The sequence below is a fragment of the uncultured Gimesia sp. genome (assembly GCF_937910335.1).
Classification (GTDB): Bacteria; Planctomycetota; Planctomycetia; order Planctomycetales; family Planctomycetaceae; genus Gimesia.
This window is the reverse complement of record NZ_CALEMX010000508.1, coordinates 1-25,455: the sequence shown is the minus strand read 5'-3', so window position 1 is coordinate 25,455 and position 25,455 is coordinate 1. Positions and strand designations below refer to the sequence as shown.

Genomic DNA, 25,455 nt, shown 5'->3' with positions numbered 1-25,455 from the left:
GGACCGGGGGTTCGAATCCCCCCCTCTCCGCTTTTCAATCTGATCAAACGGATCTGACCAAACGGATCTGATCTTACAGGCTCAGGTTCCCGGTTTTCTGTTAGAATTCATCGATTCATCCCGGTTAAATTGGATCGGCAGCCTAGTATGGAAAACCATCTGCCTTGCCTGAGAGACTGACATTGAAATGTCAATCCTGGATTCAAGAGCGAACAGAGTTGAAATCATTTCATTCTTGTTCTCACTCTTGTTCTCACTCCGAATAACCTGCCTGCATTAGTCTCTTCGGATTCTGAGATTTGCAATCGTCGGCTTCCGGAACACTTTGTCCTGAGAGTGAAAAGAGCTACTACCAGTAAGTCCTCTTGATTTCATTCGTTCTTAATCAAACTCATTCTATCTCCCAAGGTACGCGCGGAATTTTGAAATTCTCAAGATTTATTCAATTTCAGGGGAAGAAAATCCCCTGGCGTTCGTTCTCCTTTTGAAAGCCGGGAATCGTAAGTTCCTGGAAAACAAACTCTCAAATATCCCAATCGAAAGGCAGAACAATGAACATCGTCTTAGACATCGTACTCAACATCGCTTTGATCACTTCAGGAGCTTCTACAGACAGCACCACTCGAGACGCGTTTCTGATCACAGACCGAGATCGAACCTCGACTCCCATCTATGTTCTGGATGGCAACAAACAGTTACACGAGATGTCGCGGTTTGGAGTTGACGTTGACGAAAAATCCCTGGAGAAATTTGGTAGTTATGTCTGAGTTTTCTGAGAATTGGCCTGAAACCAAGGCTTTTTTTAGCTTCAAACTTAGGCGGGTTGCTGCTTTAAGCTCGGTGGTTAGATTTCTTTTTAAAAATCAGAATTTCAGGGGAAGATTTACCAGAAGGTATCGTTTCCCTGATATCAAACACACAAGTCACAATTAAACCGTAGACACAGGAGAGAGTCATGACGAATTTGAACAAAACGATGGTTTTGGCAGTTTTAGCAGGGATTTTTGCGGTAACCGGAGCTGCTCCCGTTTCTGCCGGCTATGGACACCAGCCACAGCAACAATGCCAATATCGGCAAGTGACCACATACAAGTATCAGAAACAATATAAGACGGTTTATATCACGCGTTATGACCATTGTGGTAAGCCTTATCGTGTAAAAAGCGTTCGCTGCTATACGATCAAGGTACCAGTGACTCGTTGGGTCAAAGTCTGTTACTGAAATCTGATCTGAAATCAGTGCTATTGCACTCCCCGGCTGAGTTGATGGCTTGTGAGCGCACGGCATGAAACCATCAAAGCGTGTCAGTTTGGTCTGCGAGTTTTACAGACTGCGATTTTATAAGTCGATAATCGCTCGCAAGCCGAGGCCCCGTGATGTGTCGGTGGTAGCATGTAACCAGGGTGTACTTACACACTGACAATCATAACGTAGTGAATTTTCAACTCAAGCTCATGTTTTCCACATTATATTTCAGCCACATACTCAATTCACTCTAAATCTCTTACTTGATTAAGTTGCCTCTACGATGAAATATTTCCCAACCGGGTCGAGGCTTTCCATTCGTTTCATGCAGGCCCAATGAACTCAGAAATTTAACCAATGGTTTTGTATTCTCACTCACACCGTAATAAGCAAGCTGGTCCTTAATAATCGCGTCCGGAAAATCGTACATCATAAAGTAGTTCAGAAAAGGAATTCTGTCGCCGAGTTCATCCCATGCATCGAAGACACCCCTCACGAATTCTGCTTGCTTGTCAGGAGAACTGATTTCGGTATTGGCTGGAAATCCAATTTCTTGAAAGACAATCGGTCGTTCATCAAACTGAGTCGCTAAAGCAAGAATCTCATCTTTTGTATTTTTCGTATTTTTGAATGCTCCTTCTAATCCGACTTGGCCATGATAGTAAGTTAGAAAGTGTGCATCCGCTTGTGCCGTCAATTTTTGCATTTCAGGGCGCAGTGCCCCGGAGTCGGTCAAGGTCGTACCAATCATCAAATGGGGAGCGATTTCTTTTGCATGTTGTCGTGCCCGATTTAAGAAAACACCAAACGTCTCAATCTCGTCGGGATGGATCGACAGGTAGATATCGCTTTCGTTGCCGATCGAAAGATAACTCACACGATTCTTCAATAAGGGTGCCAGTGCATCCAGAAACGAGCAAAAGCGTTCTAGAATCAGCGGGTCGTCAAATTGTTTTCCTTGCAAATCGATGGGCAGATCTTTCACAGTCGTATTAAGAATTTGAATCCCCAGAAAAAGAATACGCCCTTGATTCAGAGCGACAGTTCCTTTCAACTCATCCAGCGAGTAAGCACCTTGACTTGGCTCCAGCGAAGGCCACGAGAAAGTCAAGACAGCGCCATTGCAGCCTGCATCCTGGCTCTTCTTAATTGCTGCTACCATGTCATCAGGACTTGGTACTGGTTCCAAAGGTGGCAGATCCGTCAATGCAAGCACTCGCGCCGGCAATACGCTGGGGAGTGATGTATCTCGCTCCATCCACGGCTCTGCCTGCCACTCCTTCGCAGGGCGTGTCAACTTTTTTTCACCGGAGGTCAATACAACGACCAGGAAAAGAACGAGTCCAATCGCAGCGAGCAAACCTAGAACTTTGAATGTCATTGCTTACCTATCCATACTTCGCATCTAATAAATAAAAAAGTGAATCAAAATCCGAACGATTGCTTAATAGATTAAACACCAACGATATCTCGCCAGGTCTGTCCCATTAATGCGTGTCCTGCCAGTGTTGGATGAACGCCGTCTCCGGCCCAATAGGCTGGTTTTGTCCCGGTAGCGATTGCTTCGTCGAACATGGTCTGGAACGGAACCCAGATCGTACCGGCAGCTTGAGCGACTTCTTTCGCAACCGCACGACGTTGATCAAATTCCGGAATCCAGCTCTCTTTAACCGCACCGCATGGTAGAACAAACGGTTCGCAGATGACGATCTTCGTATCGGGCAACGCTGTTTTAGTCTGCTGAAGAAGCGCCGTAAATCCTGTCTGGTAATCTTTTACTGTTCCATTATATTTGCCATTCATTTTATGCCACATATCGTTGACGCCGATCAGAATACTGAGTACGGCTGGCTTCAGGTCCAGGCAATCTGTGTGCCATCGCTTTTGTAAATCGGGCACTTTATTACCACTGATTCCCCGGTTATATACTTTTAGTGAAAGCTTGGGATGATCCTGAAGAAGCTTACTGCCTATCAGCAGCGGGTATCCGTATCCCAGGCCACGTGAGTTATTAGCATGTTTTTCCGATTTGCGATCGCGGCCCGCGTCGGTGATGGAATCGCCTTGAAAAAGGATCACATCACCTTGCTTCAATTGTACTTTTGTTTGATCGCCGAGGGCACCGTTTGATGTTGTCGTCATGGCAGTCGCGCCTGCTGCTATAAGAGATGAGTGAAGCATCTGGCGTCGTGTGAATTTTGTTTTTTTCATAGTGAGTCCATAGATGTGTATCATTGATTTAATAAAAGTGCGTTGAAAGTATCAATCAGTTCTCTGATTCTATTTATGTTACGGAAGAGATACTATCGTTGATCTCTAGTATTGTGATGATGGAAACTATAATTTCAGCAATCCTCCATCCACGTAAGTTTTGTGATAACCGGGAAGCGTGGGATCGCAGGCATAGAACACAACATAGATGTTATCATCGCCCATTGAAATCATTGCTTGCCCCCCGCCTGTAGCCGGGTTATGGGGAATCCCTTTGGTACGAGAATAATAAGGATGCCCGCGATACTTCCAGTTGATGCCGTCTTTACTTGTAAACAGAGAGGTCGTGCGACGGCAGACTTTGGAATCTCTCAAGCCGCAGAGCATTACGAATCTGCCTGAAGACAATTTCGTGATGGACGGGTAAATTCCTGTGATCTTTGTTTCAACAGGTTTCGTCCATGTCAGTCCCTGATCTTTTGACTGGCACATCCAGAGATTATTTTTTTTATAGTCATCCCCTCTGTGGACGTCCACGCGGGCATATGCAATGAGTGTACCATCTTCGCGAACCACAAAAGCCGCTTCGTTGAATCCCTGCTTCACTTCGTCTTTCGTCGGTGGATCAGTAAAAACGGCTTCCAGTGGTCCCCAATGTTTTCCTCCATCTACACTACGAAAAAATCCCGACCCATAATGATAACCTGGATGACGACGCGGAGATCCCGGAGTACAATAAGCGGGTATAATCAGATCGCCGTTGCGGAGTTGATAGAGGGATCCCATAGCCGCCGTTAAGCTATTGGGTGGTGTAGTGAAAAATCCAATGGATTGAAATGACGTGCCATTATCCTGGCTCACCTGCAACTCGATTTTGGATTCTCGAAATCTAAATACACTCTCTCGTCTGTTATCCACATGAGAGATTCGATTGATCATTAACATCAGCGTCCTATCGGGAAGCTGAACGATGGGTGTATGAATTCCTTCTTTTGGATTCGTCGGTTCGATGATCCGAAATGGTTTCGACCACGTTTTTCCTTGATCTTTGGAACGTACAAGATAGCTTTTTGATCCGGCTGCCGAATCGCCACGGTCGACAAACGTTGTAATCAGATCGCCGGATTTGGTTTGAACCAAGCCTCCCGGTGTGAGTCCATCAACGATTTGATCATTGACGGGCCCATAGCGTAACACTTTTAGTGGGCTGTTCTCTGATTCACTCCAAGCGAGAGCACTTGCACCTAAAACAGTCATCAAAGTGAGTATCATTATTTTCATCAGCAGGTTGACCTTAATCAGAAAGAAAAATCATCTCGACTTGAGAACAGTATTGGTTCTTTGAAGAGATGAACCATTGGCTTCAGATGCACTCATAATCATATTTGTGCCAAAGGTATAATTCAATCGTTGACCTTAAGATCGGTGTCGATTCTCTGATGTAATTCTTGATCGGGTATGTATTCTTTCGAAATCTGATTTCTCAACGATCTTCGATTCGGGTATACTGGATTTACTCAGTCAGCGTGCTAAATTTGATCTTCATTCCCGTTGAAGAAAGTGTTTTATCGTGACTCATCATCAGTCTGTATCTCGTCGTCATTTTTTGCGTTCCTCAGCGCTCACCGTTGCTGCTGCTGTAGGTAGCGCTACTCCCAGACTTGGTTTCAGTGATCAAGCGAATGATCGGCTCATCAAATCGATCACGAAAGAAACGATATTTCGAAATCGTGATGGATCAGGAGCGACCTGGTTTCATCCGCGTCCCTGTTTGATTCCCGGAAAAACAGAACGCCCCACTCTGTTTGCCAATTTACAGGAGATCGGTGGATCTGACTACTTTGGCCATGTGAATTGGTGTGAATCTACTGACTTGGGAGCCACATGGAGCAAACCACAGCCCATTCCGTCTTTGGGCCGTGACCCGATGAAAGAACACCCTGGCTTACTGGCGGCGGTATGTGATGTTGTGCCTGGGTACCATGCCAAGACCGAAACCATTCTTTCGATGGGGCATGTTGTCTTTTATCGTGGCCCGCGGTTTGCGCGCGGCGATCAACTGGCCCGCTATCCGGTGTATGCAGTGCGTCAAAAGGATGGAACCTGGTCAGAGCGAAAAATATTGAAATGGAATGATCCACGGGGCGCGTTTATTTATACGAATAACTGCGGGCAACGCGTCGTGATGCCTGATGGCGATATTATGATGTCATTTACGTTCGGTCCCGGAAAAGATGCGCGCATGGTGGCAGGAGTTCGTTGCACTTTTGATGGAACCGAATTAAAGATCAAAGAGGTAGGTCCCTCTTTGAAAAATGAGGTGGGACGTGGATTGCTCGAACCTTCTATCACACGGTTTCAAGATCAATTCTTCATGACAATTCGGGCCGAGGATGGACACGGCTATGTCGCGGTCAGTCCGGATGGCTTGAATTATCAGCGAAAAACTGCCTGGGCCTGGGATGATGGGAAGCCGATCGCCATGTCAACCACGCAACAACACTGGCTTACACATTCCGACGGACTGTTTCTGGTTTACACCAGAAAAGACGACTCCAATCGGAATGTGATCCGCTGGCGTTCCCCCCTGTGGGTATCACGCGTTGATCCTGAAAAACTCTGTCTGATTCGAGAGACAGAACAGGTTGTCTTGCCGCTGGTGGGTGATGGTGTTAATAAACCGAATGAGGTCGCTCTGATGGGCAACTTCGCTGTCACGAACCTCAGTCCGAGCGAGTCGTGTGTGACTGTCGGCGAGTGGCTTCCTAAAGCGGGCGCCAAAGGTAATGCCTTACTCTCTCGAATTCGCTGGAACAAACCAAATCGCAATCTACCACGATTTGCTCTCTAACGGGTGCCCCTCAAACAGCGACTTGAAATCTGAAACGATTGAGGATTACGCCCGATTCGCTTGAATTCCGCTCCGTTTTTACATTCTTCTCGAATATTTCCCGGATTTGATGTAACCTTTGTGATGACGGTGGTAACTGCCTTTATCTGGGAGAAATCAAGGCATAGCTGCGGCAGAACGGTTTTTCCAGCTTAGGCTATGATTTCTTTCACTACTTTTCCGGCCACATCGGTCAGGCGATAATCGCGTCCGCTGTGCCTGTAAGTCAGTTGTTCATGATCGACGCCTAGAAGATGGAGAATGGTGGCCTGGAGATCGTGAACGTGAACAGGGTTCTCTTGCACGTTAAAACCGAAGTCATCAGTGGTACCATGCACGTACCCGCCTTTCAGCCCGCCTCCTGCCATCCAGAGGCTGAACGCATTCGGATGATGATCACGTCCTTCCTTCCCCGCTTTGCTGCCTCGACGAACTTCGCCCATGGGTGTGCGTCCAAATTCGCCCGCCCAGATGACGAGTGTGTCATCGAGCAGTCCGCGCTGTTTAAGATCCTGGATCAAACCGGCCGAAGGTAAGTCTGTCATTCCGCAATTGAGTTTGAGTCGATTATTCAAATCTCCATGATGATCCCAGGTAGAGTGGACCAGATGTACGAAACGTACGCCACGTTCGACCATGCGACGTGCCAGCAAACAGTTCGTACCGAAGGCACGCGTATTTTTAGATTCAATTCCATACAGGGCTCTGCTGTCTTTGGTCTCCTGACTGAAATCAAGTAGTTCAGGTGCGGCACTCTGCATGCGGAACGCCATTTCATAAGATGCGATCCGCGAGGATATTTCATCATCTCCCGTAGTTTGAAAGTGCATTTGATTGAGGTCACGTAACGCATCAAGCCGGGCTCTCTGCGTGGCCACGCTGATGCCCGCTGGTCGCTTGAGGTGCAGAATGGGATCGCCGGAATTTCGGAAGGTGACGCCACGATACGTCGAAGGCATAAAACCACTTGACCAGAGCGAGCTACCTGCACCTTCCAGACCATGACCATCGTCTGATGTCAGCACCATATAGCCGGGCAGATTTTTACAGTCGCTACCGAGGCCGTAGTTCACCCACGAACCGATGCTGGGATTACCAAACAGTGGTGTGCCACAGTGCATCAACAATTGAGCCGGGTCGTGATTACTCTGTTCGCAGTGCATTGAACGAATGAGGCATAAATCATCGACTACTTTCGCAGTATGCGGTAAGAATTCAGAAATTTCCATACCACATTGTCCGTGGCTTTGAAATTTGCGTGGACTTGCCATGACTGTTTCCAACACCGCACCCGTTGCACTTTTTTTTGCATGCACAAGCGATTCTGGAATCGGCTCACCATGCAAGGGTTTCATTTTTGGTTTGGGATCAAACAGATCAAGATGCGAGGGTCCCCCCATCATGAAGATAAAGATCACATTCTTTGCACGTGGTGCGAAGTTTGTGCGGGTCTGCTTTGGCTGTGTATCCGCGGTCCGGCCCTCCTGTGCAAGTAAATGCCAAAGCGCCATCGCACCGAATCCGTGAGAATTTCGTGCAAGGAAATCACGACGTGAAATATTCGGAAAAAACATAACCAGGTTCCTCTATTTATTCGCGAGTAATCGCTTCATCAAGATTGAGTAACACGCTGCAAAGTGCGATCCATGCAGAGCGTTCAATGGCATCTCTGCTGGGTTTCGGCTCGTCGAGCAGTTTCCGCATTGACGCGGGATCATTCTTAAAAAGTGTCTTCTGCTGATCGAGATATGCGAGCAGGCGCTTTGATTCTTCGGGTTTTGCAGGCCGGGCAAGAACCAGCATGACTGCTTGGTTCAGACGACTCTGATCGGATTTGCCTGCTTCGCGTTTGACGCGTGCAGAAAGTGCCTGAGCTGCTTCCAGAAAAACGGGATCATTTAACAGATTGAGTGCCTGTAGTGGTGTATTGGAACGCTCTCGGCGTGTGCAACTACTGCTGGTATCGGGCAAATCAAAAGTAACAAACTGTGCAAAGGGGGAAGTGCGTTGAATGAAGGTGTAGAGTCCCCTTCGATAGCGATCTGCACCCGCGCTGGTTTCCCAGATGTTGTGATAGCCGTCTTTCGAGACGCTGGCTGGTTGCTGCGGTTTCACGCTGGGTCCACCGATGGTATGCGATAGCAAGCCACTGGCTTCGAGTGCGCTATCTCTTACCATTTCCGCAGAAAGGCGTAACCTTTGTTGGCGCGCAAGTAGTGCGTTATTCGGATCAAGCGTCGCAAGTTCTGGCCTTGCATGCGATGATTGGCGGTAAGTTTGTGAAGTGACCATCAGGCGCAACAGTTCTTTCATACTCCAGTTGCGATTCTGAAATTCTAACGCCATCCAGTCCAGTAACTCCGGATGTGTCGGACGATCTCCGCGCACACCAAAGTTTTCAGAGGTGGCAACGATACCTCGGCCGAACAACTCCTGCCACAACCGATTGACAGTCACCCGCGCCGTCAATGGATGTTCGGGCGAGACCATCCAGCGTGCCAGGGCAAGCCGATCTGCCTTTGCGTTGTTTGTTTTGAGAGCGGGTAAAGCTGCGGGAGTATCAGATTGCACCACCGCCCCCGGACGGAGGTAATTTCCCCGAATGTGAATATGAGTGGGATGCGGTACCGGATGTTGAACCATAGCCTGTGCGCGCGACATGGTAGGTAACGCTTTTTTGAGGGCTTTGAGCTGAGTATGAATTTCGTTGATTTCCAGTTCTTTGAATTTCGCGCTATACATAGCGGGGGGTCTGCTCAGGAAGTAGTCCAGCAATTCATTCCGCTGATCTTGATTGCGTAACTTAAGAGGCGTTTTCACGATGTTGAGCCCTTCAAGTTGCCCGCCCCCCAAATCCTGCCCCCATTGGAGCCCCAGGAGTTCTAATGTACGATCCCAGGCAAAATCCTCGTCGGGATGTGCCTCGGCATACAAGAGCCGTTTTTCCCAGTCTGCCTGTAGTTCTGCAAGTGGTTTGGCAACTGGTGCAAGAAGTTTGGCACGTTTCTGATCATACTCTTGCTTTGCTTTCACCCAGGGTTTATATTCACCCGGCAATGGTGCATTAATGTTTGCTTCATAGGCATTATCGAAGAAGGCATAGAATTGATAAAACTCGCGCTGTGAGATGGTATCGAACTTATGATCGTGGCATTCTGCGCAAGCAAATGTAAGTGCCAGCCAGGTAGTACTGACTGTTGCCGTTCGATCGATGACCTTCCGCACACGGAATTCTTCCAGCCCTGCCCCCCCTTCACGATTACTCAACGTATTTCGCAGGAAACCGGTGGCGGTCTTTTGTGAAACTGTGGCATCCGGCAAAAGATCGCCGGCCAGTTGTTGAATAGTGAATTGGTCAAAAGGCAAATCGTGATTCAAGGCATCTACGACCCACTGACGATAACGCCATGCGACTGGTCGGAGGAAATCTTGCAAGTAACCATCGCTATCCCCATAATGTGCGAAGTCGAGCCACCACCGCGCCCATCGTTCACCAAAATGCTCAGAAACAAGCAACCGCTCAACAACTCGCTCGTAGGCATCGGGTCGCGGGTCGTGAACGAAGGCATCCACTTCCAGCGGAGTCGGTGGCAAACCAGTCAGATCAAAACTCAATCGTCGGATCAATGTCGAGCGATCCGCTTGCGGTGAGGGTGAGATCTTTGCCTGCTTCAAGCGTGCGCGAATAAAACGGTCAATGGCTTGCTGACTCCCTTTGATCACGGGAGGTTCTGTGCGTTGAGGAGGAATGAAGGCCCAGTGTGTTTCATATTTCGCACCCTGCTCCACCCAGCGCTTGAGCGTTTTCTTTTGATTGGGCTTCAGTTGTTTTCCCAATTCGTTTGGTGGCATCAGTAAATCAACATCGGAAGTAAAAATTCGTTCGATGAGCGCACTTTGATCTAAATTTCCTGGTGCAATGGCGCGCGCTCCAGATTCGAGTACCGCTACTGCGCCTTCTGCCAGATCTAATCGCAAACCTGCTTCTCGTTTTGCTTTATCGAATCCATGACAGGCAAAACAATGTTCGGCGAGAATGGGTAACACATCGCGGTTGTATTGCACCTCTTGTGCGACAAGCGATTTACCGACTAATGAAGTCACCACCGCTATTGACAGGGTGAGAAACCAAGTGGTCCATGAAGATGCAGTCGCTAAGCTATCTGGTTTCATGGCGGTCTACTCCGGCATTGGAATCAAAAGATATTATAAGTCGATGAAATTACTATACGCTAGACCCAAGGGAGCAGACAGGATATAATGCGCAAATATTTTGACGTTTTGCGCAATTCCATCCTCAATTCTACTGAGTAGTATATGTCTTCAACTCAAGCGCAACGCATCGCCTTGTTGATCGATACTTCGGTTACTTTCAGCAGTCTTGTCATTCGGGGCGTGGCACAATATGCGCATGAACAACCTGCCTGGCAGATTCTATTACAGCCGCGCGGGGTTCGCGATCATACCAGTGTGCCGCGTCATTGGGATGTTGATGGCGTGATCACTCGTGTGACACACCGTACACAAGCAGCCGCATTACAGCGATTGGGAATTCCCGTGATCAATGTCTCACGCAGTGTTGTCCCCAATTCTCACTTTCCACAAGTTCGCATTGACGAACGTGAAACTGCGACCCTGGCGGCGACTCATCTGCTTGAGCGCGGTTTTCGCTCACTCGCCTATTATTGCGTACCGAATCAACCCAACTATGAAGACCAGATGGGACCCAGTTTTGAGGAAGTCGCTGTTCGCTGGGGAGGGACTTTCAGTAACTTCAAGCAGTGGCGCCGTAAAAAGACAAGCCCCAACGTAACACTTGCAGAACTGGAGTCCTGGTTGCATACGTTGCCCAAGCCAGTCGGGATTCTTGCCTGGGACGCGGAGCATGGACACTTTTTGTGTGAAGCCTGTGCGTCCGCGGGTTTGCAGATTCCGGAGGAAGTGGCCATTGTCTGCGGGGAAGATGATGAGCTTTTTTGTCAGATTTCCTATCCCCCTTTATCGGCCGTGGATTGCGGACCGGAGCGTGTGGGTTACGAATCGGCTGCTTTACTGGCGCGCTGTCTTGCGGGTGAAAAGGTAGAAACAACGCCCTTACATATCAGTCCGGTGAGTGTACTTTCGCGCCATTCGACCGACGTGCTGGCAATGGACGACAGAGAACTTGCCCAGGCTCTGGAATATCTGCGGCAGCATGCCTACGGAACACTGCAAATTAGTGATCTATTGCGTCAGGTTCCCCTGTCGCGGCGTGCGTTGGAATTACGTTTCCGCAAAACGCTGGGGCGTTCGCCTGCAGCCGAGCTGCGTCGCCTGCGAGTGAATAAGGCAAAAGCGCTGCTGACGAATACGAACTGGCCGATGCCCAAAATCGCTGCCGCCAGTGGTTTCTCGCAGACTGAGATCATGAACCGTATCTTTCGGCGAGAATTGCAACAGACACCAACACAATATCGTCGTGCCACGCGAACCAGTAAGATTATCTAGCCTGTGTCCAGATTTATTGCAGCGTCTCCAAGGCCATTTGAAACGAGTATCTTAGAATGAAAGGCGCTTTGGTTAATTGGGATGTGATCTAGCTGACTCTACTTGCAATCATTGCGTTTCCGCTTTTCGAATCTCTTTTTTTACTCCAGACACTTTCGTGACGCTTGGTCGCACCGTAGGATAATGTTCTTCTACGCTTTCGACATCCCTTTTCGAGTTCTCAATTGATGTTCCTGACAGGAGACAGAGATGAGTCAACTTCATATTTCCGCCGCTCACACCCCTGACGAATTACCACCGATGCCGATTGAACCCGAGTGGATTCAAGAGGGTACTCCCACCGCCTGTGGCACAGTGCTCAATCAATCAGAAGATAAGCTGCTCTCGTCGGGTTACTGGAGCTGCACCGCGGGTAAATTCAAATGGGAATTTGTGTGGGATGAATTTGTGACTGTACTGGAAGGGGAGGCGATCATTCGAGAAGAGAATGGTGATGTGCACACGCTTCGCGCTGGTGATGTAGCACATTTTCCTCGCGGCCTGATTACCTATTGGGAAGTTCCCACATTCATCCGCAAATTTTTCACACTACGTACGGCTGAGCCGTTTGAGTTATAACGGTTTAAAATGCGGTAGTTCGAAAGCGTAGTCGGCCTCGAATACACTTCAATCTTTCAGTTTTTGTAAAACCTCTTTTGCGTTGGATCGATTTCCGTGAGTTTTACTGATTTTGGAATATTTCACTTTTCCATCCGTGCCAATGATGAACGTTGAAGGATAGGCCGTTTCGTTTTTTGCATCCCAGCGTAATCCGTACGCATTCGTAAACTTGTACCCCGGATCTGTCAGGAAATGGAAGTTTGCGGGAAGCTGCTGGCTTTGAATGAATTCGCCCGCTTTTTTGTTGAGATTATTCACAGCACCTGGATAAACCAAAAGCACCGACGCCTTGGCGGCTTTCAGCTTGGGTGCACTGTTGATGAACTGACTCACCTGCCGGGTACAAAGTGGGCATTGATAGCCGGGAAAACCACGCAGAACGAGCAAGACGACGGGGCCTTTTTTTAACTGATCGGAAAGCTTTACTGTTTTGCCCTGTAAGTTGGAAAGTTGAAAATCACTGGCAACGGTTCCCACGGCAGGTTGTTTTGAATCTTTTAATGCAGCCGTTGCTTCAGTTTGGGATGCCCCCTGAAAGAATAGTATCAATGTCAAAACCAAAACGAATTTGCATCTTATTTTGAACGAGTTCATGTTAGAAGTCCCTTGATCGAAGACAAACTTTTTTCGAATTCATTGCTGATAGTACTGAGTTTATCAATCGTCATTTCTTCAAAATGTATGCAACTTCACCAAATCGAAATGAAGGGAGGAACTGCCCAAAGAACTTGATGGCGATTTGGTTTGATCATAACTCATTTTGCATGATCAGAAATGTTTTATCATCACTAAGTTCCGGAATTATGCAACTTCCCAACCGAAGGCAGTCGCGTTTTCGAGATAGATTCTCAGTCGGATATCGCGGCCTTTGAGGGTTGCCAGCGAGGCTCCTTCATTAAAACTGACAGGAAGTCTCACTCCATCCTGATGTATGGGTACTGTATTGTTGAGTTGAAACCCTTTCAGAGTACTACCGTTTGAATTACAGATAACCACCTGTGCCCGGCCTCCTTCGGCGGAGGCGTTCAGAAACAATTCATTACCATCCCATTGGAAAGGCTGCGTCAATAATTCACCCGGATTTTTTCCTGCTTGATATCCGATCAGCCGATCACGCTTTAATTGCACGGCGCCCATGGCTCGGTATTCGCCGAGTTCTTTACGGGAACGATTCCGCATATGATGATCAAAGTTCGTACCATGATAATAGATGAGCCAATCATCTCCGACTTCCAGTGGATTGCCCATGAGCGGGTAGTAGATGATCGCCGAATCCCAGGCGTTTTTGTCACCCGGCGAAATTAAGGAACCGCGATTTGCTTCACGCCGCCAGTCAATTCCGTCATAACTGTGCACGAGCTCTAACGACATCGTGCCAGGCTGAACATCATAGAGAGACGCCAGTCCGAGATAGATCTTTCCATGAGGGGATGCTGTCAGGCCATAGAACTGTTTGTTGCGGCCTCTTGGATATCGCGTCCCATTCGGTTTCGTTGCTTCGTTAATCGTACCCACAGCTGGCGCGTCTCTATCATCAGTGTCTAATACCAGCGTCTCATCAGTCCAATGGATCATGTCATCACTCACGATCCGGGCCACTGAGCGATTGACGTGCGATGATCCCGCGTGAATTCGGGGACGGACATAAGCAACATATTTTTTGATGCGTTCGTCATAGAAGAAATTATTGAAGGTATCCGACGCACCAACGCGCACCGCATTTTCTGGATATTCCGTCCAACGCAGACCATCTTCCGAATGCGCCAACGATAAGCCACCCGGTCGATTCGGAATCCATGATCGATAGAGGGCAGTATAGCGAGCTCTGGCATTCGGTACTTTCTGATGCTTTGCATCGAGTACACTGAAACCCGAACAGCCCCGAATACCTGTCAGTGGTTTGCCATCAGCGCCAGACTGATTTCCTTTGATGATGACGTTGCTTTCATGTATTTCCAAGTCTGGGTTTTCAAACGTAATTCCATCTTTGGAAGTTGCATAGTGGATCCAGGATTGATGCGTCTTTCCGCCCTTCACTGGAACGGAATGAGTGGTACTGTACCACATCACAAACCCACCTTCGTCAGCAGGAAGGATCGTACCAGCGGCTCCCGCGGGGGAAATGACCGGGTCTTTGGAAACTCTTTGAGGTTGAGCTAATTGGCGCGTGAGAAAATTGGTGTGACTGATCCGCCGTGCGTCGACAAACGAAACTCGATTTGCGCGTGTGTCAATCGAAGAGGACTCATTCTGTTTTGATTCGGCACTCTGGAGTGGGACACCTGCTGCACTGAGAAGGCCAAGGCTTGTACCAGCCAAAAATTTTCTACGACTCAACGGCGAACTTTTCATGCTGATCCTTAATCTGCGGTATCGATGCTGCGTGTCTCAAAGTTAACACTTTGTTTGTGCCCGTCATCGAGTAGAGTGGGGTTCCATTCAAGCCATGATTTCTGGAATGAGGCGGGCCTGGGGAACGACGGTGTGCGGGCGCTCGAGTTTGTCATATAGTACGTGATGATGGTCCACACCCAGTAAGCGATAAATGGTTGCTACGATATCGCCGGGAGAGACCGGGCTATGTAAGGGCACCGCGCCTGAACGGTCGCTGGCGCCATAAACGGAACCGGCTTTAATACCTCCGCCCAACAGCATGATTGAATAGCAGGAATTCCAGTGATCGCGTCCGGCGTTGTTATTGATTTTTGGTGTACGACCAAAATCTCCCAGGACGGCGACCAGGGTGCGTTCCAGAAGTCCTCGTTCCGCAAGGTCTTCAATCAGACTGCTACAAGCGGCGTCAAACTGTGGTAACAAATTTGTTTTGAGTTTATTAAAATTCTGGCCGTGCGTGTCCCAGGTGGCATTGGCATCGGGGGCCCATGACATGGTCACTACGCGTGTTTTTGCTTCGATCAGTCGACGGGCTAACAATACACTTTGCCCGTAAATGTTTCTGCCGTAACGTTCGCGTGTACTGGCGGATTCTTCATCCAGTTTAAAGGCCCGTTGTGCCTGATTCGACGTGAGCAGGTCAAACGCCTGCCTTTGAAAATCGTTCATGGAGGAGAGTGAGCGATTTGTTTCTTTTCCCAAACCGTGATCGAGTGAAGCAAGCAGGCCGCGGCGGGCATTCATACGATCCAGGGCTAAACCATCAGGCAACGCGAGATTTCGGACATGAAAATCGGGCTTGTTCGGATCATCGACGACCCAGAACGGATCGTAGGCTGCCCCCATGAAGCCGGCCAGAAAACCGGGTTGCAACGGACCGCCTGCACCTTCTTTTGTTTTATACGGGAGTGTGATGTAAGGCAGAGACCCTGTGGGTGTCGGTCGCAACTTGGCAAGCACGGATCCCGGTGAAGGATGATCATCTGGTTTGGCGCCGCCTCCGAGCTCGCCTCGATCATGCCCGGTGAGGGCGGCGTAAACAGCTGCGGCGTGTGCATTATTGACGCTATGGTTCATTGACCGCACTAGAGTTGCTCGATGCATCTGGCGGGCCAGTCGAGGTAGATGTTCGCAGACGTTGACTCCGTTCAGAGATGTAGCAATGGGGTTGAATTCCCCGCGAATTTCAATCGGTCCCGATGGTTTCATGTCCCACATATCAAGGTGACTGGGTCCGCCATTTAAAAACAGGACGATGCAGGCATCCGCTTTCGAAACGGGCTGGCTGGTACTACTTTCTGCAGACACGGCACGGGAAGCCAGCAATTGAGGTAGTGAAATGCCGAGTGAACCTAGTCCGCCGACGCGTAGTAATTCGCGGCGTGACAATCGGCTGCCTGACGACCTGTGAATCATAGTCGATACCCTGTTGTACGCATGCCGCCGATCGATTCTGTAAAAATTTCTGAGGACGAGAGCCTGGATTCGGCCCAAGCTCAGACGGATTGCTATTTTAACAAGGTACACATCCTTGCGTCTACTGCGTAATGAGATCTGGTTACGTTCTTTACTCAATAGCAACTGAGCTATGCCAAGGATTTATTCCAATGGAACTGATTTTAGAGGGTGCGCTGGAACACCAACGTAAAGATAATGACTTGATAGATTGTCGATAACAACTGTTCCCCCACCAGTGCGAACATGGGGTTCTATCGTGATATTATCAATCACGTTGGTTCCAACGCCTAGAAAGCAACTGTGTTTAACGTGCGTCAATCCTGCAAGTGTGACACCTGGTCCACACATTGAATGGTCGTCTATGCGTGAATCATGGGCAACAGTGACACTACTGTTCAACACGCAATTGTTTCCGATACGAGTACCAATATCAAGTACACAACCGGGAAAGAGAATCGCCCCCTCTCCTACAACCACATCAGTGGCCATGACTGTAGAGGGATGAATTACACTTGCGAATCGGATGCCGAGTGCTTTGAGTCGAGTGAATAATTCGCTCCGAAATTTCATATGGTTGTAACCAATGGCGATAACGATGGCGTCAAATGATTTCTTCTCCCAGTGATCTTCAATGGATTCGAGTGCGCCCCATACGGGAATACCATGAATGGTTTTTGATTGACAGGTATCGTCAAAGAAGCCAACGGTGTCGAGGTATTGAATTTCTTTTGTCAGTCGAAGAACGCTATAACCAAAATCACCGGCTCCAATGATTGCGAGACGGTCAATGGCTTTGTCCTTGTCATGATGCATCAACATTCTTTTCACCTTTATCATGTTTCAGGTTGAAGGTGTGATAGATAGAGTAAATCGGTCTAGCTTTTATTTCCGTGTAGATTCGTCCGATATAATTCCCAATCAGGCCAAGCACAAGCAATTGCAAACTCCCGAAGAAGATAATCATCGTCACTGTAGATGTCCATCCTAAGAGACCTTCATTAAACAACATCTTTCTCAACACAAAAAATATTCCGAAGAACGAACTGGCAAGAACTCCAACCAACCCGAGTGAGGCTACAAATCGAAGAGGAAGATCGCTGAAGGCAAGCATGGCATTTGTAGCCAATTTAAAACGACGCTTTAAAGTGAATTTAGAAACCCCGGCGAATCGAGGTCTATTTTCGATTTCAATGGCAGTCCTTTTCATACCAATGCTCATAAAAAGACCTTCAATAAAGCGAACGCGTTCCGGGTAGCGTAGGAACTCTTGAGCAAATTTATGGGAGAATATTCGCATGACTCCAAGATTGGCAGGAATCTTCAATCCAGTAACAACATTAAGCGATTTCCAAAACAGTTGTGATGTCAACTTTCGCAAAAGACTATCAGATTTTTCGAGACGAGTACTGAATACCAAGTCGTATCCCTCTTGTATTTTATTGTAAAAATCAACAATTCGTTCAGGTGGATCCTGAAGGTCTGGATCCATGATAAGCACATATTGACCTTTCGCATGACTAATTCCCGCGGTTAATGCTGCTTCCTTCCCAAAGTTACGTGTTAATTGTATTAGCGCAATACGTGAATCTTTCTCACAATGATCAATGACAATTGGAACTGTCTGGTCCTGGCTGCCATCGTCAACAAAAATGAACTCGTACGTGAAAGGAAGATGGTCAATTGACAATCGAACCTGGCTAATGAATTCCACAATACATTCTTGTTCATCGTATAAAGGCACCACGAGAGAGAGATCAGGAATATCTTCACATGTAGATGTCATTCTATGCATTCACCTTTTATATTTTCTGACCGCATTATTTCGACTCGAGTCTGATTTCTGACTCACCTGGAACGTCAGTCACATCAATTCGATAGACTTTGGATTTTTTGACATTTGCTCGTCGAATGGGAAGGCCATCAAGAAAATGCTCTACGATTCGAGCGGGATCATTAAAACCAACGGCGATACGCATCAGAGTTGAACCAGATAGCCGAGGATTAATCTCAAACACACGTGGTTGCCCCGCTTGATTAATTCTTAATTGTAGATTGATTGGTCCAATCAGTTTTGTTTTTTCAGCGAATAAACTGATATATTCATCCAGCTGAGAATTTTCATAAACGGAAGCAGAAACCGTTCGACCATTTTCCAGAGTTCGTTTCATGGCCAGCGAATCAGCCAGGTTTCCCTGTTGATCAAAAAGTAATCCGCAAGTAATCTCATCCCCGTCCACATATTCTTGCAGACAGTCATCTAAGGCAAGGGTCTGGAGATGGCACTTCAATTCGTCAATAGTTTCAACGTATCTAATTCCTACAGAACCATGTCCCTTGCGTGGTTTTATCACAATCGGAAATTCACCTTGAAATTCGTTGAGGACAAACTCTTCGCGTTCGGTGTCGGGGATGTCGCTTGAATTGATTGTATGCAGCGCAGGTAAACCAAGTTCATGAAGCCACACAGCGGTTTCGTACTTATCAACACATTTGAGTAGCGAATTTTCATCGCAAAGTAAAATCGAGGCTTGTGTATCACGTTCGATTTCCTCTCGATTTTTACTGAGAATTTCTAGTTCACTGTCGATACCCGGAATGAGCAATTCAATTTTATGTTTGGATAGAGCAGATTTTAAAGATGAAACATAAGCATCAGAATCGACTCTCGGCATGACTTCATACCTGTCACACAAAGAGTAGGCAGCACGATCATAACTAGAATCTAATCCTAGAATATCTGTCAAGGGGTATCCCACACGTAACCCCTTGACCGCACCATAGCCAACATCTCCACTCACACCTGTTATAGCAACACGATGAGACTTCATTGTTGATTCACTTCTCTAGCTATGTGTTTGAGATACGACTTGAAGGTGTGTGTAAAAAATCAAAGTACCTTTTGGACTACATTAGACCATAAAAATAGTCGAGATTCGAGTTTCGCCTGGCTGTGTAAACAGAGAATTGGAAACTCTATTTTTTAGTTGAAATATTAAACTTATGATCGCGCCACGTGGCATGCCCTACAACACTCCACTTTTGTTGTTTTTGTTTTGTTAAATGCCCTGCCCCCCAGACCGTTGGTGTTTGGACTGGTCGAGACAGTATTTCAAAATCGGCATGATCCAGTGATACATTATTTTTATATGCCCAGAATGAAGATGTTTTTTGGAGCCCATTCCTAAAGCCCATTCCTGTTAACCGAGGACCACTGACTCGCCAATTCCACCAAACCCAAAAACGTCCCGTTAAATATGCTCCCGGTCTCCCATCATTTTTCCTTACAGGTAAAAAAAACGAACTTCCATCAGGTTTTTTGTATACGATGGCGTAAAGACGATTGAAATTACGAAAATGACTATCCATAAACACTCCATGATCCGTCGCACCTAGAAATACACGGACTTGCCTCAAAACATTTGGTTTGATTTGATTGGAGAAAACAGGAAACCGTCCGATGATGATACAGACTTGAAGTGTAGTAACAAGACACAAAGTCGCAATAGTCAACTTCTCTCTCGTACCCAAATGAGATCGTTCCGGAAAAATTGTTTGTTCTCCACTTTCCACCACAGTTTTGATTTCGTGGGAAAATCTTTGAATTCGACGATCCACAGATTGCCAGAATGAAACAGGCAGTAACAGTAAATATAGAGACAGATATGTAAGGCCAAAAAACGGGATCGGAAAAACCAACCCAATTGAGAAATGCAGACCCACACCGATGACGAACAATGGTAGACGGGCACGACGCCACCACATCAGGATAGGGAACACAGTTTCAAAAACCAGGGTTAGATAACCCAGAGACAGCATTAACCATTTTTGATCCAGTAAAAACTGTGGTACGGGAAGCCACGAATTTTGTGGTAAAGAAGCAGGTAACCAGACTCCCAAACCACCGCACCACATCGGCGAAGTCCCCTTGAAAAAGACGGAGTCCGCATAAACGAGCGTGATTCCCACAAAGAGGAGCGTATTGATAAAAACAGAGTAATTTCTTGCGGGCTGCGTTTCTGTTTGCTTTTTACTTCGCAAATAGGAATCCAGAGAGAGCCGATCGGAAACAGGAATCAACATGAGAAGGAAATTGACGCCGGTGTAAACGTAATCGACATGATACTCAAACAAAGGATATAAAAGAGTGCCGAGAAAGACCACAGTAAATCCATAGTTCAAGATACAAGACAATGTGGTCTTGATTCCTGCAATGACACATAGAATCGTGGCCAGCCAGGCCAACAGAAGAATACTCAACAAGGTAGGTGCTGGCTGCAGATATGGTACTGGATCCAGAATAAGATGCCTGAAATAAAACAGATGGCAAACTTCAATCAACAGAACCATCCCATAGCAAATACGAAAGACAGCTAACGCAAGTGCTTGTGCCTCTGGGGCAGACGTGATTGTTGTTTTGTCGTTCATCTCAACACCATTGGGTTATCTCAGGACCGCGATAGTGCATTACGATAGGCGATCATATTAGCACGAATGTATCAAGCTGATTTACAACCATTACAGTTCCGTTGCCGGGAACGCGAGGGGTATCGCGCGATCTATTTGACTGACAGAGTGTGAAAGATAATCCTGAATCTCACTGATAACACGTTTCTGTTCGTCAGCAGTAATTTCATAGTAAAACGGAAGTCTTAAGAGACAATCACCGGCTTGTTCTGAGATGGGGAGATCGCCGAGCTTGTATCCCCATTTTTCTCCCATTGGTGAAGTATGCAGGGGAACAAAATGGAAGACGGCTGTAATTTGTTTTTGTTTCAGATGATTCATTAAACCATCACGGACTGTTTTATTAGGTAACAAAATATAAAACATGTGATGATTGCTGGTACAGTCTTCAGGAATACAAGGCAGGCGTAATTGCTGATTTTGTTCTAAAGGGAGCAGGCTTTGATAATACGTATCAAATATTTGTTGACGTCTCTGTGTAATTTGATCAAACATTTCCAACTGTGCGTACAGAAAAGCGCAGTTGATTTCGCTTAGAACAAACGACGAACCGATATCGCACCAGGTGTATTTATCAACGAGCCCCTGAAAGAAGGCTTGTCGATTTGTGCCTTTGTCGCGGAGAATGTGTGCGCGATCGACGAGTTCCTCGGAATTAAGGCAAATCGCGCCCCCTTCGCCGCATATGAAATTTTTGGTCTCATGAAAGCTATAGCAGCCCAGTTCGCCGATCGATCCGAGATATTGATCGTGATAGAGAGAGTTCACGCCTTGGGCGGCATCTTCGATCACCTTCAAATTGTATTTCTCTGCTATGGTCGAGATCAGTTCCATCTCACAAGCAACACCTGCATAATGCACGGGAACGATGGCTTTCGTTTTTTCCGTAATGGCCTGTTCGATCAGCCTGTCATCCAGATTCAGCGTATCTGGTCTGATATCTACGAAGACAGGCTTTGCTCCCATTCTGGCGAACGCGTTCGCCGTTGAGACAAAGGTGTAAGAGGGCATAATGACTTCATCGCCCGGCTGGATATCTACCAGCATGGCAGACAATTCGAGAGCCGCCGTGCAGGAGGGAGTGAGCAGTACTTTATGAATCTTAAATCGCTCTTCCATGATCGAAGCGCTACGACGTGCAAATTCGCCATCACCGGAGATATTTCCGAGGGTGACTGCCTGCGCAATATAATGCAGTTCCTTCCCCGCAATGTACGGCTTATTGAATGGGATTAACGAATTCATACAAAGTGTATCCAAATGTAAACACCTGTTAAACAGGCATTACGTGCCTGAACAGGATCTTTGATCCAGTTTTCTAATTTCTGTCAGTAGTTCATGTTAAAGAGCAACAATGGTGCCAAGATTAAAGTCGCCTGCAGAATAGGTTTAAGCAGTATTTTTAGAAGCACCACGTCCCGAGGAGAGCTGGGAAGTCTCTATTGAGACTTATGCAGGAAGAAGAAATTTGACTCACATTGAGAATTGATGAAAGCCGAATGTTTCTGGAAAGATTTGTCTGAAATGTTCGGTTTGAGAATACGCAAAGGAGGAAATACTTTTTGCCCCATCTTGTGCCTTAGCAAATCCAGATTGATAATCCAGAATGGTGATTTGAGATAAGAATTTATTTGCTCATTTTTTGCCTTGGCATAATAGTCAATGGTACTAAATGTCGCCTCAAATGCCATCATATTTACACAAGTCTGACAAAAGGCACTCATCAATAAAGTCAAAATCAAAGTACCTCTCAAGATACGTGAAACCGGCCGGCTTTTTATATTTTTTTCAGACTCAAATAAATTCAGGACCGGCAAACTCAATAAGGGTAAAATAAATAACAAATAACGTGGTCCATAACACCAGTTTCCCCGCCAGTTGATAAAAAACGAATTGAAAACGTAGTAGGTAAAAAACACCGTTAATACAAACACGAATTCGACAGTATACTTTTTGAGGAATGATCTGAATCTGAATAACGCAAAAATCAGTAATGGAAAATAGAGAAAAATGCTTTTCTGTTTATCAAAAAGAAATCCATACAATCCATCGACTGGGTTGCCTGTGAGAAAGTGTTTTTCTTGCTCCCATTGAGCATAGCCCGTGTTAAAAGGAGAACCAAACCGATGCCAGTTTGCCCAGAAAACCAACATCATTAATCCTGCTAGAAAAACAGTAAACGAGAGTAAATTTTTTCTGAAAGCATACTTCCACAAAGAAATATTGTTGGATTCATACAAGTTTTTAAATTGCATATCTATCCACAAAATCCAAGCCAAAACGATGGGTATCAGTAATACAAATGCCAGTTTCTCTAAAACCAGCAAACTGGTAAAAAATAGAATCAACCAGAAATGTGTTTTTGTCATTCTGGTTTCACCACTCTTGACCAGGCGCGTATACCGCACGAGGCTATAGTAGAGTCCCAGGAAGAAACATAACTGAAATATCTCAAATGTTTGTGCTCTTAAATAATTCCAGAGAAAAGTTCCGAACAGGCAACCAAATACATAGATAACAGCAACCTTCGGTGAGGCACCATAATTTAATGCAATGAAATAGAGATAGGCTGCAATCCCTAGAGAGAAGAGAATGTTGTACAGATTCAAAACAAAGACTCTGTTTTTGAGTTGGCTGGCACTCATGTCACGGACTCCTTCGAGCGAACCTTCAACAACACGCTCTACTAGAAGAGGAGGGACATAAAGCAGGGTATTCAGAATGCCGTATTTGGGATACCAGAGGCCTGTTTTTTCATTTTCAAAAAAGTATTGTCCACGCGCTCCAAACTTCTTTACAACCGATTGATTCACATTAATTGTGCCTTCTTCGATTAGCTGTATTGTGGAATATCGAACACTAACCGGATCTCCCAGATACAGTAACACAGGTCGAAATAACATCAGAAGAAAGGCCAACACCAATAATAACCCAATACCAATTTGAATTTGTACTCTGGTATACGGCACAATGAGATCACTGTCAGAAGGAATATTGTTTGTACAATGTTTTTCTTGCACGACGATATCATCCAAATTATGAAGGCGAATCAAGAACCAGATCACAGTCGTCTGTAATATCCGGTCTATGGAAAGTATGCAAAATCGAATTCAGATCAGACTTGCAACTATTGTTCCATGCTGAGTTTTCGCTCCAAAGGTACAAATATTGCACATATTGGAAATCAGGTATGGTACATCATTTTCCGTTTTTGGATTAAATTCTGCGATTTTGTTAGGTTCAGCATGTCGGATCATTTAGATATCAATACACCGAAAACCATATGGAATAGGTATAAAAATTCGCCTGCAGCAATCGCGTTAACATATATTTCCTTTTTGTTAATAGTAACCCTACTATTAATTACGCCAACATACGATACCAACGACGATCCAGCGATGGGACTCACCGTATCCGGTTATGGCAATATTAATGGTCCTGACGAGCACCTCTTGTATACCAATATTGTGATTGGAATTGTATTAAAGCACTTGTATGTAGCCGCCCCCCTGATTCCCTGGTATGGGCTCTATTTATTGTCAGCGTTGTTTCTAGCCAATTGGCTACTACTTTATGCATTACTGTTATTGAACAGAAATTATCTTTCTATTCTAGGGTTTACTTTTTTTTACATGGTAGTCAGTGTGTATTTTCTGACCCATTTACAGTTCACTTCAACAGCATTTCTATTGGGAATGGCAGGACTAGTGTTGATCCTGTCGAGTGTCATTCTTGATTCCAAAGGAACTCATTTCGCTTGGCTCAAGTGGGAAGGAGCCCTGTGCCTGATTGCATCAAGCCTGATCCGGTATTCATCACTCCAAATGCTGATCTTATTAGCTCTGCCATTATTGCTGGTCTGCTGCTTTCAGTATTTTAAATTGATTAAATTCAAATCGTACGTGATTCCCGGAACGTTCGCCATCATTGGTGTTGTCAGCTTTCATCTCTATGATCAACACTACTACCAGCAGGACGATGACTGGAAAAGTTTCATTCAATCACATGCAGCAATTGCAAAAGTGGTCAACTATGCACAAATTCCCTATACAGATCAGACCAAACCCATATTTAATGAAGTCGGTTGGAGTGCCTTTGATTATTGGATGCTCAGGAACTGGATCTATCTCGATCCAGAATTATATAGTTTACCACGAATCAATAAATTCCAGGAACGAATTGATGAATTGAGTCTTAGAAAATTCCCTCAAGTCATGCAGGTCCGAATTCACACAGCAAAAGCCACATTTACAAATTCGACATTTCTTTTCTGTTTCGTGGGATCGATCGTGTTAATGTGGCAGAATAAAAAATGTGCCTGGGAACGTCGTACCGTGATAGGGATGCTGCTTTGGACTGTCATTCTCATGCTGGGCTTAGTGATTTATATGAAACTACCTGAGCGTGTTTTCATTTCATTAATCAGTTTCCCATTATTCATCTCCCTATTTTTTGCTGTGGGTCAATTCAGACATAAAGATGACTATGAATTTTCCACAGTGCGTTCTTCACTTAAATATATAATTCTCATTCTAGTACTCACATCCTGTTTTCTGACCTGGAATCAAAAACAACGGTCCGATCGGATTGTCAGATCTAATCTACGATTTAAGCAAGATTTGAAAGAAATTTATCAACAAATGCC

20 protein-coding genes are annotated in these 25,455 nt (G+C 46.1%); 6 read left to right on the top strand and 14 right to left on the bottom strand.

Annotation, left to right across the window (positions count from 1 at the left end):
* Window positions 1-551 precede the first annotated feature (551 nt).
* Both Q0668_RS20945 and Q0668_RS20940 read left to right on the top strand, forming a co-directional pair.
* Window positions 552-767, top strand: coding sequence for a hypothetical protein (locus Q0668_RS20945; protein WP_298868202.1), 216 nt, complete (start codon window positions 552-554; stop codon window positions 765-767).
* Window positions 768-955: 188 nt separating this feature from the next.
* Complete coding sequence (locus Q0668_RS20940; RefSeq protein WP_298868200.1) at window positions 956-1,222, top strand: hypothetical protein; 267 nt, start codon at window positions 956-958, stop codon at window positions 1,220-1,222.
* A 283-nt stretch (window positions 1,223-1,505) separates the two neighbouring features.
* On the opposite strand, the gene Q0668_RS20935 is transcribed toward Q0668_RS20940, so the two are convergent.
* The 3 genes from Q0668_RS20935 to Q0668_RS20925 all read right to left on the bottom strand — a co-directional run bounded on the left by Q0668_RS20935 (window position 1,506) and on the right by Q0668_RS20925 (window position 4,738).
* Window positions 1,506-2,627, bottom strand: a complete 1,122-nt coding sequence (locus Q0668_RS20935) for a hypothetical protein (RefSeq protein ID WP_298868198.1) — start codon at window positions 2,625-2,627, stop codon at window positions 1,506-1,508.
* Window positions 2,628-2,698: 71 nt separating this feature from the next.
* Window positions 2,699-3,457: an SGNH/GDSL hydrolase family protein gene (locus Q0668_RS20930; RefSeq protein ID WP_298868196.1), complete on the bottom strand. Its 759-nt coding sequence runs from the start codon at window positions 3,455-3,457 to the stop codon at window positions 2,699-2,701.
* A gap of 126 nt (window positions 3,458-3,583) precedes the next feature.
* On the bottom strand, window positions 3,584-4,738 hold the full coding sequence (locus Q0668_RS20925; RefSeq protein ID WP_298868194.1) for a sialidase family protein: 1,155 nt from the start codon (window positions 4,736-4,738) through the stop codon (window positions 3,584-3,586).
* A 289-nt stretch (window positions 4,739-5,027) separates the two neighbouring features.
* On the opposite strand from Q0668_RS20925, the gene Q0668_RS20920 reads away from it, so the two are divergent.
* Window positions 5,028-6,308, top strand: a complete 1,281-nt coding sequence (locus Q0668_RS20920; protein ID WP_298868192.1) for a twin-arginine translocation signal domain-containing protein — start codon at window positions 5,028-5,030, stop codon at window positions 6,306-6,308.
* Between the two features lie 191 nt (window positions 6,309-6,499).
* Here Q0668_RS20920 and Q0668_RS20915 read toward each other — a convergent pair whose 3' ends face one another.
* A complete protein-coding gene (locus tag Q0668_RS20915) occupies window positions 6,500-7,921 on the bottom strand; it encodes a DUF1501 domain-containing protein (protein WP_298868190.1) in 1,422 nt (473 codons plus the stop codon).
* Window positions 7,922-7,937: 16 nt separating this feature from the next.
* A complete protein-coding gene (locus tag Q0668_RS20910; protein ID WP_298868188.1) occupies window positions 7,938-10,520 on the bottom strand; it encodes a PSD1 and planctomycete cytochrome C domain-containing protein in 2,583 nt (860 codons plus the stop codon).
* A 144-nt stretch (window positions 10,521-10,664) separates the two neighbouring features.
* Here Q0668_RS20910 and Q0668_RS20905 point away from each other — a divergent pair, with 144 nt between their 5' ends.
* Together Q0668_RS20905 and Q0668_RS20900 are read left to right on the top strand one after the other, a co-directional pair.
* Entirely contained in the window at window positions 10,665-11,834 is a 1,170-nt protein-coding gene (locus Q0668_RS20905; protein ID WP_298868186.1) for a xylose operon transcription regulator XylR, read from the top strand.
* Between the two features lie 249 nt (window positions 11,835-12,083).
* The gene (locus tag Q0668_RS20900) at window positions 12,084-12,452 is read left to right on the top strand and encodes a cupin domain-containing protein (RefSeq protein ID WP_298868184.1); all 369 of its coding nucleotides are present in this window, start codon (window positions 12,084-12,086) and stop codon (window positions 12,450-12,452) included.
* A 48-nt stretch (window positions 12,453-12,500) separates the two neighbouring features.
* On the opposite strand, the gene Q0668_RS20895 is transcribed toward Q0668_RS20900, so the two are convergent.
* The 9 genes from Q0668_RS20895 to Q0668_RS20855 all read right to left on the bottom strand — a co-directional run bounded on the left by Q0668_RS20895 (window position 12,501) and on the right by Q0668_RS20855 (window position 23,830).
* On the bottom strand, window positions 12,501-13,088 hold the full coding sequence (locus Q0668_RS20895) for a peroxiredoxin family protein (protein WP_298868183.1): 588 nt from the start codon (window positions 13,086-13,088) through the stop codon (window positions 12,501-12,503).
* A 207-nt stretch (window positions 13,089-13,295) separates the two neighbouring features.
* Window positions 13,296-14,846 (bottom strand): hypothetical protein, encoded by a 1,551-nt coding sequence (locus tag Q0668_RS20890; protein WP_298868182.1) that lies wholly within the window; start codon window positions 14,844-14,846, stop codon window positions 13,296-13,298.
* 87 nt (window positions 14,847-14,933) lie between these two features.
* Window positions 14,934-16,304: a DUF1501 domain-containing protein gene (locus Q0668_RS20885; protein ID WP_298868180.1), complete on the bottom strand. Its 1,371-nt coding sequence runs from the start codon at window positions 16,302-16,304 to the stop codon at window positions 14,934-14,936.
* 183 nt (window positions 16,305-16,487) lie between these two features.
* Window positions 16,488-17,165, bottom strand: coding sequence for a NeuD/PglB/VioB family sugar acetyltransferase (locus Q0668_RS20880; protein WP_298868179.1), 678 nt, complete (start codon window positions 17,163-17,165; stop codon window positions 16,488-16,490).
* On the bottom strand, window positions 17,149-18,129 hold the full coding sequence (locus Q0668_RS20875) for a glycosyltransferase family 2 protein (protein ID WP_298868177.1): 981 nt from the start codon (window positions 18,127-18,129) through the stop codon (window positions 17,149-17,151). Before Q0668_RS20875 ends, Q0668_RS20880 begins: the two co-directional genes overlap by 17 nt.
* 34 nt (window positions 18,130-18,163) lie before the next feature.
* A complete protein-coding gene (locus Q0668_RS20870) occupies window positions 18,164-19,174 on the bottom strand; it encodes an ATP-grasp domain-containing protein (RefSeq protein WP_298868175.1) in 1,011 nt (336 codons plus the stop codon).
* A gap of 145 nt (window positions 19,175-19,319) precedes the next feature.
* A complete protein-coding gene (locus tag Q0668_RS20865; RefSeq protein WP_298868173.1) occupies window positions 19,320-20,771 on the bottom strand; it encodes an HTTM domain-containing protein in 1,452 nt (483 codons plus the stop codon).
* A 90-nt stretch (window positions 20,772-20,861) separates the two neighbouring features.
* The gene (gene rffA, locus Q0668_RS20860; RefSeq protein ID WP_298868171.1) at window positions 20,862-22,055 is read right to left on the bottom strand and encodes a dTDP-4-amino-4,6-dideoxygalactose transaminase; all 1,194 of its coding nucleotides are present in this window, start codon (window positions 22,053-22,055) and stop codon (window positions 20,862-20,864) included.
* 194 nt (window positions 22,056-22,249) lie between these two features.
* Window positions 22,250-23,830, bottom strand: coding sequence for a hypothetical protein (locus Q0668_RS20855; RefSeq protein WP_298868169.1), 1,581 nt, complete (start codon window positions 23,828-23,830; stop codon window positions 22,250-22,252).
* Window positions 23,831-24,055: 225 nt separating this feature from the next.
* On the opposite strand from Q0668_RS20855, the gene Q0668_RS20850 reads away from it, so the two are divergent.
* On the top strand, window positions 24,056-25,455 hold a 1,400-nt coding region (locus tag Q0668_RS20850), incomplete at its 3' end, for a hypothetical protein (protein ID WP_298868167.1).

What these genes read in the sequence shown, in the direction of transcription:
- Q0668_RS20890 (WP_298868182.1), bottom strand. Translation starts at nt 14,846, where the DNA reads ATGAAAAGTTCGCCGTTGAGTCGTAGAAAATTTTTGGCTGGTACAAGC.
- Q0668_RS20900 (WP_298868184.1), top strand. Translation starts at nt 12,084, where the DNA reads ATGAGTCAACTTCATATTTCCGCCGCTCACACCCCTGACGAATTACCA.
- Q0668_RS20915 (WP_298868190.1), bottom strand. Translation starts at nt 7,921, where the DNA reads ATGTTTTTTCCGAATATTTCACGTCGTGATTTCCTTGCACGAAATTCT.
- Q0668_RS20925 (WP_298868194.1), bottom strand. Translation starts at nt 4,738, where the DNA reads ATGAAAATAATGATACTCACTTTGATGACTGTTTTAGGTGCAAGTGCT.
- Q0668_RS20875 (WP_298868177.1), bottom strand. Translation starts at nt 18,129, where the DNA reads ATGACATCTACATGTGAAGATATTCCTGATCTCTCTCTCGTGGTGCCT.
- Q0668_RS20910 (WP_298868188.1), bottom strand. Translation starts at nt 10,520, where the DNA reads ATGAAACCAGATAGCTTAGCGACTGCATCTTCATGGACCACTTGGTTT.
- Q0668_RS20865 (WP_298868173.1), bottom strand. Translation starts at nt 20,771, where the DNA reads ATGAACGACAAAACAACAATCACGTCTGCCCCAGAGGCACAAGCACTT.
- Q0668_RS20930 (WP_298868196.1), bottom strand. Translation starts at nt 3,457, where the DNA reads ATGAAAAAAACAAAATTCACACGACGCCAGATGCTTCACTCATCTCTT.
- Q0668_RS20905 (WP_298868186.1), top strand. Translation starts at nt 10,665, where the DNA reads ATGTCTTCAACTCAAGCGCAACGCATCGCCTTGTTGATCGATACTTCG.
- rffA (WP_298868171.1), bottom strand. Translation starts at nt 22,055, where the DNA reads ATGAATTCGTTAATCCCATTCAATAAGCCGTACATTGCGGGGAAGGAA.
- Q0668_RS20885 (WP_298868180.1), bottom strand. Translation starts at nt 16,304, where the DNA reads ATGATTCACAGGTCGTCAGGCAGCCGATTGTCACGCCGCGAATTACTA.
- Q0668_RS20945 (WP_298868202.1), top strand. Translation starts at nt 552, where the DNA reads ATGAACATCGTCTTAGACATCGTACTCAACATCGCTTTGATCACTTCA.
- Q0668_RS20880 (WP_298868179.1), bottom strand. Translation starts at nt 17,165, where the DNA reads ATGTTGATGCATCATGACAAGGACAAAGCCATTGACCGTCTCGCAATC.
- Q0668_RS20935 (WP_298868198.1), bottom strand. Translation starts at nt 2,627, where the DNA reads ATGACATTCAAAGTTCTAGGTTTGCTCGCTGCGATTGGACTCGTTCTT.
- Q0668_RS20895 (WP_298868183.1), bottom strand. Translation starts at nt 13,088, where the DNA reads ATGAACTCGTTCAAAATAAGATGCAAATTCGTTTTGGTTTTGACATTG.
- Q0668_RS20870 (WP_298868175.1), bottom strand. Translation starts at nt 19,174, where the DNA reads ATGAAGTCTCATCGTGTTGCTATAACAGGTGTGAGTGGAGATGTTGGC.
- Q0668_RS20940 (WP_298868200.1), top strand. Translation starts at nt 956, where the DNA reads ATGACGAATTTGAACAAAACGATGGTTTTGGCAGTTTTAGCAGGGATT.